Source organism: Streptomyces lonarensis (assembly GCF_012033735.1).
Classification (GTDB): Bacteria; Actinomycetota; Actinomycetes; order Streptomycetales; family Streptomycetaceae; genus Streptomyces; species Streptomyces lonarensis.
The window spans coordinates 1-8,505 of sequence record NZ_JAAVJD010000227.1 but is presented as its reverse complement, the minus strand read 5'-3'; the positions used below and the strand labels follow the sequence as shown (position 1 = coordinate 8,505).

The window sequence follows — 8,505 nt, the reverse complement described above, 5'->3', positions numbered from 1 at the left end:
GCGTTCACCGCGAGCGGCGGACCCGGTAGGCGCTGCCGGCCGGGCCCGCCCCCGCCAGCGGCTCCTCGCCCAGGTACTCCTGGCCGCGCACCTCGTCGGCGGCCTCCTGGCCGTAGGCCTTCGTCAGCCGCTCCAGGAACAGCCCCCGGCTGAGGGTGTACTCCTGGGTGCCGACCGTCTCGATGACCAGGGTGGCGAGCATGCAGCCGACCTGCGCGGACCGCTCCAGCGAGGCGCCCCACACCAGGCCGGAGAGGAAACCGGCGCGGAACGCGTCGCCGACGCCGGTGGGGTCGGCCTTGCGCTCCTCCTCCGGGCAGTCGACGTGGATCGGCTCCTCGCCCGCCCGCTCGATGACCGCGCCCTTGGGGCCCAGGGTGGTGACGCGGGTACCGACCCGCCGCAGCACCTCCTCGGCGTCCCAGCCGGTCTTGGTCTCGATCAGCGCCTTCTCGTACTCGTTGCTGAAGAGGTAGGTGGCGCCGTCGGTGAGGGCGCGGATCTCCTCGCCCCCCATGCGGGCGAGCTGCTGGGAGTAGTCCGCCGCGAACGGGATGCCGCGCGTCCGGCACTCCTCGGTGTGACGGGCCATCGCCTCGGGGTCGTCCGCCCCGATGTGCACCAGGTCGAGGCCGCCGACGCGGTCGCCGACCGACTTCAGTTCGATCTGGCGGGCCTCGCTCATGGCGCCGGTGTAGAAGGAGCCGAGCTGGTTGTGGTCGGCGTCGGTGGTGCAGACGAAGCGGGCGGTGTGAAGCGTCTCGGAGATCCGCACCGAGAGGGTGTCCACCCCGTGGCGGTCCAGCCAGTCGCGGTACTCCACGAAGTCCGCGCCCGCGGCGCCGACCAGGACAGGCGAGGCGCCCAGCTGGCCCATGCCGAAGCAGATGTTGGCGGCGACGCCGCCGCGCCGCACCTCCAACCCGTCCACGAGGAACGACAGCGAGATGTTGTGCAGTTGATCCCCGACGAGCTGGTCCGCGAAGCGGCCCGGGAACGTCATCAGATGGTCGGTGGCGATGGAGCCGGAGACGGCGATACGCACGGGGGGCTGCTCCTGGGGTGAGGACGGGCACGGGCGGTCGGTTGCCTGGCGCGGACCAGGCTACCGGCCGCCGGTCGCGGCGCGCTGCGGTACGCGGGGAGCGGGTGGGAACCCGCAGCGCGCCCGGTCCGTCGAAGGGGGCAGCGGGCCGGCGCGGCCCCTTTCGACGAAGGAGCCACTGTGACCGAGCGAGAGGCCGTCCTCGACGACGGCGCAGGCCGTCGCAGCCGCCGCTGGCTGCCCGTGCTGGCGGGCGCCGCGGCTCTCAGTCTGCTGGCGGGCGGCGCCTACGGCGTCAACCGCGTCGTCGACGGCGACGGCGCGCCCACCGCCGCGTCGCCGTCGCCGGACGCCCCCGGCGACACGCTGCCCGAGGCCGCCGTGTACCCGGGCGGCTCCGTCTTCCACCGGGTCGTCGGCGAGCTGCCCGAGTCGGGCGGGCTCGAAGCGCCGGCCTACCGGTTCGGTGACCCCGTCGACGAGGAGACGGTCCGCGAGCTGGCCGAGGCACTCAGGGTGACGGGTGAACCGCGGCTGGTCGGCGCCGGCTGGGAGGTCGGCCCCGAGCTGCCCGGCGTGGTCGGCGCCCGGGTGACGGTGGCCGCGGACGGCGAGGGCTCCTGGTGGATGACGGGGCCGGACGACGACCTCTCCCTCAGCGTGCCCGCGCCCGGGCTGCCCTCGGCGGACCCGACCGTGGAGCCCTCGATCGAGCCGTATCCGGCCGATCCGGACGGCTCGCTGTCCTCACCGGCGATGCCCGAGCCCGCCGGACCGGAGCCGGTCATGCCCCCGCAGGACCTGCCGGACTCCCCGGGCGCCGAACCGGGCGCACCCGACGGGGAGCGCATCGCGCCCGGCCCGCACGACGGCGAGCGCGGACTGGTCGACGCCCCCGTCCCGGAGGAGTTCCTCCTTCCCGAGGAGCGGACCGGCCCGCCGCCCTCCGCGCAGGAGGCGCTCGCCGCCGTCTCCCCGCTGCTGGAGCAGCTCGGCCTCGACCCGGCCGCTGCCGACACCACCGAGACCGCGGGCGACCGGCGGACGGTGAGCGTGGCCGGACGGGTGGAGGGGCATCCCGTGCCGGGGCTGGGAACACGGTTGCAGGTCGACGCCCGAGGCGTGGTGGTGCACGGGACGGGCGTACTCGGCGTCCCCACCGCTGACGATGCCCGGTATCCGCTGATCGACGCGGAGGAGGCGCTGCTCGCCCTCAACGACGGAGCGACGGAGCCTGCGGCGGACGCCGTGGTCACGGAGGTCGCGAAGGTGGAGATGGGCCTGGCACGGCGCCACGTCGACGGCGAGCCGGCGCTGGTCCCGGCCTGGCTGTTCCACCCGACCGTGACGATCTCCGGGGCCGAACCGACCGCGGAGGTCGCGGTCGCTCCGGAGCTGCTGGCAGGGACCGCCTCCGGCACCGGGCGCGTCGAGCCCGGTGTGGTCGGCGGGGACTCCGCGCCGGGCACGCCCGGCGACGCCGGCGGCGCGGTCGTGCACGAGCCCGACCACGAGCCGGACGGACCACCGGCACTCCCGACGCCCGGGCCGGCCTCCGCCGACGGCTCCGCGACCACCGTGACGTACGGCGCCTGGGTCGGGGTGTGCGCCGAGTACCGGGCGGTGGCCGTGGAGACGGCGGACACCGTCACCGTCACCGTCGAGGAGGTCGACCCGGACCCGGAACAGATCTGCACGCAGCAGGCGGTGTTCGAGCAGTTCACCGTCGAACTCGACGAGCCGCTGGGCGACCGGACCCTGCGCGACGGGCAGCGCGATGCCGAGACGCCCGGCCGGTGACCACCGCGCGGGCGGCGGGCCGCCCGCGTTGAGACGTCCGCGCCCGCCCGGTGGCGCCCGGGTGGGCGGCGGACGGTCGGCCGGCCCGGTGTTGTGAGGGTCCGGACCGGCCATGGCCGGGGCCCGGGGCGTGCCACCGCACACGGCGGGGCGCCCCCGGCCCCGGTCGCCCACCTCCCGGGCCGCCGGCCACCGCGGGCCGGGCGGTGCGGGCAACGACGACGAAGCCGCCACGGCAGTGCCGTGGCGGCTTCGGTCGCGAGCGCGCTTCCTCCCCGGCGGACCGGGGCGAGGCGCCGTCGCGTCAGTTGAACGAGTCGCCGCAGGCGCAGGAGCCGGTGGCGTTGGGGTTGTCGATGGTGAACCCCTGCTTCTCGATGGTGTCGACGAAGTCGATGGAGGCGCCGCCCAGGTACGGGGCGCTCATCCGGTCGGTGACGACCTTGACGCCGTCGAAGTCCTTGATGACGTCGCCGTCGAGCGACCGCTCGTCGAAGAACAGCTGGTAGCGCAGGCCGGAGCAGCCGCCGGGCTGCACCGCCACCCGGAGCGAGAGGTCGTCGCGGCCCTCCTGCTCCAGCAGGCTCTTCACCTTCGCCGCGGCAGCGTCGGACAGGATGATGCCGTCGCTCACAGCGGTCTTGTCCTCAACGGACATCTGCTCACTCCCGGGTAGTACGGACTGCTGGACCGACTGCTGAAACAGCCGGTGTCCCGGATTCATTCCGGTCTCGTCGGTCTGTCCCCATCGTCCCACACCGGCGCCCGAAGGCCGAGGGCGTGCGCGGTGCCCCACCGCCGCCGCTTCGCGCCCGGGGCCGTGCCCCGGCCTGCGGGCGGTGGAGGGGCCTGTCGGGGAGGCGGTCGGCGCGCAAGACGGCAGCGGCATGCGTCACATCGACGCGATGGGCATCGTCACCGCGACGAGAAGTCGTTATCATGAATAACGTCAATCCGACGAAAAGGGCCCTCGACGCCGGCACGCACCGCTGGGACGCGGTGGGTGGCGGCCCGACCGCCGCAGCAGCGCGTCCCCGCACGACCCCGCGTGGACAAGAGAGGTGTGCGCCGTGACCACCGCCCATCCCCTGGACGTCCAGCCCACCCCGCTGGCCCTGCTGCTCCTCGGCCGCCAGTCCGACCCGGCCAGCGAGCGGGGCGTGGACTGCCCCGGCGACCTGCCCTCCCCCTCCGACCCGGACCTCGTGGCCCGCGCCCGCGCCGCCAAGGAGGCGCTGGGCGACCGGGTCTTCGTCCTCGGCCACCACTACCAGCGCGACGAGGTCATCGAGTTCGCCGACGTGACCGGCGACTCCTTCAAGCTCGCGCGCGACGCGGCCGCGCGCCCGGAGGCCGAGTTCATCGTCTTCTGCGGCGTCCACTTCATGGCCGAGTCGGCCGACATCCTCACCACCGATGCCCAGCAGGTCGTGCTGCCCGACCTCGCCGCCGGCTGCTCCATGGCCGACATGGCCACCGCCGAGCAGGTCGCCGAGTGCTGGGACGTGCTCACCGAGGCGGGTGTCGCCGGAACGACCGTCCCGGTCTCCTACATGAACTCCTCCGCCGACATCAAGGCCTTCACCGGCCGCCACGGCGGCACCATCTGCACCTCCTCCAACGCCCGCCGGGCGCTGGAGTGGGCGTTCGAGCAGGGCGAGAAGGTGCTCTTCCTCCCCGACCAGCACCTCGGTCGGAACACCGCGGTGCGGGACATGGGCATGACGCCGGAGGACTGCGTCGTCTACAACCCGCACAAGCCCGGCGGCGGACTCACCACGCAGCAGCTCCGCGACGCCCGGATGATCCTCTGGCGCGGTCACTGCTCGGTCCACGGCCGGTTCTCGCTGGAATCGGTGCGGGAGGTCCGCGAACGCATCCCCGGCGTCAATGTCCTCGTCCACCCCGAGTGCAAGCACGAGGTGGTGGCCGCCGCCGACCACGTCGGCTCCACCGAGCACATCATCCGCACGCTGGAGGAGGCGCCCGCCGGGTCGAAGTGGGCGATCGGCACCGAGCTCAACCTGGTGCGGCGGCTCGCCCTGCGCTACGCGGCGCAGGACAAGGAGGTCGTCTTCCTCGACCGCACGGTCTGCTTCTGCTCCACCATGAACCGCATCGACCTGCCCCACCTGGTGTGGGCGCTGGAGTCGCTGGCCGCGGGACGGGTCGTCAACCGCATCCAGGTCGACCCCGAGACCGAGCGGTACGCCCGCGCCGCGCTGGAGCGGATGCTCGCCCTGCCCTGAGCCCGCGCCGGGCTGACTGACCGCCCCGCCGGGCGGGTCAGCCCGGTGGGGCGGCACGGGCGTCGAAGTACTCCCCCGGCCCGCCGTCGTGCCGCGGCCCGCCGCACCCCTCGGCCAGCAGCAGCACCAGCAGTGCGCCGACCACCGCCACGACGACTCCCCACGAACGCCCGCTCATCCCGCGATGATCGCAGCCGCCGCCCGCGCTCCGGAACCCCCCGCCGCACGGGCCGTCGCACGCGCCGCCGTCCGGCGGCCGCACCCTGGACCGGCGGCGGACGGGCCGGGGAGAATGGGCCAATGCTGCTGCGCCGTGTGCGGGACAGCCCGCGTGACGCCGAGTCCGTCCGGAGGCTGGCGCTGGCCTCTCGGAACGCCGCCGCCCCGGAGGGCGACGCCGCGGAGGAAGCCGCCCCGTCCCGTGCGGGCGCCGGCGGCCCGGCGGAGGGGCGCGGTGTCCGGCGGCAGGCATCCCACGACGCGGGCGATTGCCCCGCGGCGGCCGTCCGCCACCGCCGCGCCACCGAGCACCTCGCCCGCACCGATCCGGACGGCTGCTGGCTGGCCGAGGACGGCGGCGGCCGCGCCGTCGGCGCGGTGCGCGCCTCGCTGCGGGAGGGGACCTGGGCGCTGTCTCTGCTGGTGGTCCGGCCCGAGGCCCGCAGCGCCGGCGTCGGCGGGGCGCTGCTGGACCGGGCGATGGCCCACGGTCGCGGCACACTGCGCGGCATCGTCCGCGGCACGCGGGACCCGGTCGCCGCCCGGCTGCTGCGGCACGCCGGCTTCGCCCTGCACCCGACGCTGCGACTCTCGGGGGCGCTCGATCCCACCGGACTCGCCACCCCGGACGGCCCGGCGGTGGAGGGCGGCGCGGGGCAGCGCGACCTGATGGACTCCGTCGACCGCGCGGTGCGCGGCGGCGCCCACGGCCCGGACCACGACGAACTGCTGCTTCACCACCGGGTGGTCGTCGCCGACGACCTGGCCGGCAGCGGGTACTGCTACGTCGCGGAGGACGGCCGGGTCGAGCTGCTGGCCGCCACCTCCCGTCGCATCGCCTCCCGGCTGCTGACCGCGGCACTGCTGAGCCTGGAGCCGGGCACCCCGGTGACGGTGGACCAGCTCACGGCGGACCAGCAGTGGGCGCTGGACGTGGGACTGGCTGCCGGGCTCCGCGTCGGCGCTTCCGGCGTGGTGGGGCTGCGCGGGATGCGGCCGCCCACGCCGTACGTCCCTTCGGCGGCGTTCCTCTGACGGGCACGGGGAACTGCGGCGACCGGCGCCGGACGCCGCTTCAGCCGCCGCGCCCCGCCGCGTCAGCCGGCGCGACCGGGCCGGACCAGTCCCGACTCGTAGGCGGTCATCACCAGTTGCGCCCGGTCACGGGCGGCCAGCTTGGCGAGCAGCCGGTTCATGTGGGTCTTCACCGTCAGCGGGCTGACGTGCAGCCGCAGCGCGATCTCGTCGTTGGAGCGGCCCCGCGCCACCTCCAGCAGTACCTCCCGCTCCCGCGCGGTGAGGCTCGCCAGTCCCGCCGCGGCCTCCGGGGAGGGCCCCGGACCGTCCCCGGCGAGGAACCGTTCGATCAGCCCCCGGGTCGCCGCGGGCGAGAGCAGCGCCTCCCCGGCGGCGGCGACCCGGATGGCGGTGAGCAGCTCGTCGGGGCCCGCGCTCTTGCCGAGGAAGCCGCAGGCGCCGGCTCGCAATGCCTCCACCACGTAGTCGTCTTGCTCGAAGGTGGTCAGGATGACGACGCGGACGCCGGTGAGCGCCGGATCGGCGGTGATGGCGCGGGTCGCGGCGATGCCGTCCGTGCCGGGCATCCGGATGTCCATCAGGACCACGTCGCAGGGGCGCTCGCGCAGTGCCCGGACCGCGGCGTCGCCGTCGGCCGCCTCACCCACCACCGCCATGTCGGGCTCGGAGTCCACCAGGACGCGGAAGGCGCTGCGCAGCAGGGCCTGGTCGTCCACGAGCAGCACGGTCGTCGTCATGAGCGGCGCCCCCGCAGCAACCACCCCGGGGAGGGGCAGGCGAAGGAGACCGCGGGCTCCACGCACTCCCGCCGGGCCGGCTCGGGCTGTGCCTCACCGGGTCTGGCCAGCGGCAGCCCGACCCGTACCAGGAACCCGCCGCCGGGCGCCGGACCGGCGGCGAAGGCGCCGCCGAGCGCCTCGGCGCGCTCCCGCATCCCGGTCAGCCCGTGTCCGCCGCCCTGGCCGCTGCTCCGGCCGCCGCTCGACCCGCCACCGTTCACGGCCGCGGGCGGGGCCGGGTTCGGGCGGCCGTCGTCGCGGACGGTGATCTCCAGGGCCGCCGTACCGCTGCGCGGGCCGGGCACCCGCTCGATCCGCACCGTCGCCCGGGCGCCCGCCCCGGCGTGCTTGTGCACGTTGGTGAGCGCCTCCTGCACCACCCGGTAGGCGGCGAGGTCCACCGCCGCGGGCAGCGGCACGGCGGGCCCGGGACGCTCCACCGCGACCCGCATCCCGGCACGGCCGCACCCCTCGACCAGCTCGTCGAGGCGCGCCAGGCCGGAGGCCGGCTCGGTCGGCGCGACCGGATCGTCCTGTTGGCGGAGGAGGACGACGGTGGACTGCAGCTCCTCCAGCGCCTGCCGGCTCGCCTCGCGGACGTGGGTCAGGGCCTCACGCGCCTGGTCGGGGCGGTTCTCCATCACGTGCGAGGCGACACCAGCCTGCACGTTGACCATGGCGATGTGGTGGGCGACGACGTCGTGCAGCTCGCGCGCGATCCGCATCCGCTCCTCCGCGACCCGCCGCCGCGCCTCCTCCTCGCGGGTCTTCTCGGCGTGCTCGGCGCGTTCGCGGATGCCGGCCATCACGGCGCGGTGGCCGCGCACCGCGTCCCCTGCGGCGGCGGCCGCCGCGTACCAGGCGAGGATGGCGAAGTTCTCCGCGGCGTACCAGGGGTTCGGCCCGAACAGCATCGCCGCGGCCGTCCCCGTGACGGTGACGACCAGCCCGATCCGCCAGGTGGCGGCGCGTCCCGCCCGGTTGGCGACGGTGAACAGCGCCACCACGACGGCCACCGAGACGACCGGGCTGCGGTCGGAGACGGCGGGCAGCGCCGCGCCGACCACGACCTCGGCCACCGACGCCAGCGTCGTGAGCGCCAGCACCACGATCGGGCAGCGGCGGCGCAGCACCAGCGCCCCGGCAGCGATCACCGCGAGGCAGAGGCTGTGGGGCGCGAGGTCGCGGACGTCGATCGCGCCGTAGCCGGGATGCTGGGCCACGGCGACCGACCCGGCGACCATCACGCCGAGCACGACGGCAGCCAGCACCGCGTCCACCCACAGCGGGTGGTCGGCCATCCAGCGGCGCGCCCGCGCGGCGGCGTGCGGCTGCCCGGGCGCCGGCCCGGTCGCCTCGGTGGCCGTCGTGGTGG

Annotated in this window: 7 protein-coding genes and 1 pseudogene; 3 read left to right on the top strand and 5 right to left on the bottom strand. The window is 75.6% G+C overall.

What is annotated here, in order from left to right; genetic code table 11:
• Nucleotides 1–85: 85 nt before the first annotated feature.
• Nucleotides 86–1,045 (bottom strand): annotated as a pseudogene (locus tag HCN56_RS21070) (carbohydrate kinase family protein); the annotation flags it as partial.
• Nucleotides 1,046–1,225: 180 nt separating this feature from the next.
• On the opposite strand from HCN56_RS21070, the gene HCN56_RS21065 reads away from it, so the two are divergent.
• On the top strand, nucleotides 1,226–2,845 hold the full coding sequence (locus HCN56_RS21065; protein WP_167973490.1) for a hypothetical protein: 1,620 nt from the start codon (nucleotides 1,226–1,228) through the stop codon (nucleotides 2,843–2,845).
• 304 nt (nucleotides 2,846–3,149) lie between these two features.
• Here the strand turns inward: HCN56_RS21065 and HCN56_RS21060 are convergent, their stop codons facing one another.
• Nucleotides 3,150–3,503, bottom strand: coding sequence for a HesB/IscA family protein (locus HCN56_RS21060; protein WP_167973488.1), 354 nt, complete (start codon nucleotides 3,501–3,503; stop codon nucleotides 3,150–3,152).
• 412 nt (nucleotides 3,504–3,915) lie between these two features.
• Here HCN56_RS21060 and nadA point away from each other — a divergent pair, with 412 nt between their 5' ends.
• Nucleotides 3,916–5,094, top strand: coding sequence for a quinolinate synthase NadA (gene nadA, locus HCN56_RS21055; RefSeq protein WP_167973486.1), 1,179 nt, complete (start codon nucleotides 3,916–3,918; stop codon nucleotides 5,092–5,094).
• A gap of 37 nt (nucleotides 5,095–5,131) precedes the next feature.
• On the opposite strand, the gene HCN56_RS21050 is transcribed toward nadA, so the two are convergent.
• Nucleotides 5,132–5,272, bottom strand: a complete 141-nt coding sequence (locus HCN56_RS21050) for a hypothetical protein (protein WP_167973484.1) — start codon at nucleotides 5,270–5,272, stop codon at nucleotides 5,132–5,134.
• A gap of 122 nt (nucleotides 5,273–5,394) precedes the next feature.
• Here HCN56_RS21050 and HCN56_RS21045 point away from each other — a divergent pair, with 122 nt between their 5' ends.
• Complete coding sequence (locus HCN56_RS21045; protein WP_167973482.1) at nucleotides 5,395–6,348, top strand: GNAT family N-acetyltransferase; 954 nt, start codon at nucleotides 5,395–5,397, stop codon at nucleotides 6,346–6,348.
• A gap of 62 nt (nucleotides 6,349–6,410) precedes the next feature.
• Here HCN56_RS21045 and HCN56_RS21040 read toward each other — a convergent pair whose 3' ends face one another.
• Nucleotides 6,411–7,088: a response regulator transcription factor gene (locus HCN56_RS21040; RefSeq protein ID WP_167973480.1), complete on the bottom strand. Its 678-nt coding sequence runs from the start codon at nucleotides 7,086–7,088 to the stop codon at nucleotides 6,411–6,413.
• On the bottom strand, nucleotides 7,085–8,431 hold the full coding sequence (locus tag HCN56_RS21035) for a sensor histidine kinase (RefSeq protein WP_167973494.1): 1,347 nt from the start codon (nucleotides 8,429–8,431) through the stop codon (nucleotides 7,085–7,087). Before HCN56_RS21035 ends, HCN56_RS21040 begins: the two co-directional genes overlap by 4 nt.
• Nucleotides 8,432–8,505: the final 74 nt, after the last annotated feature.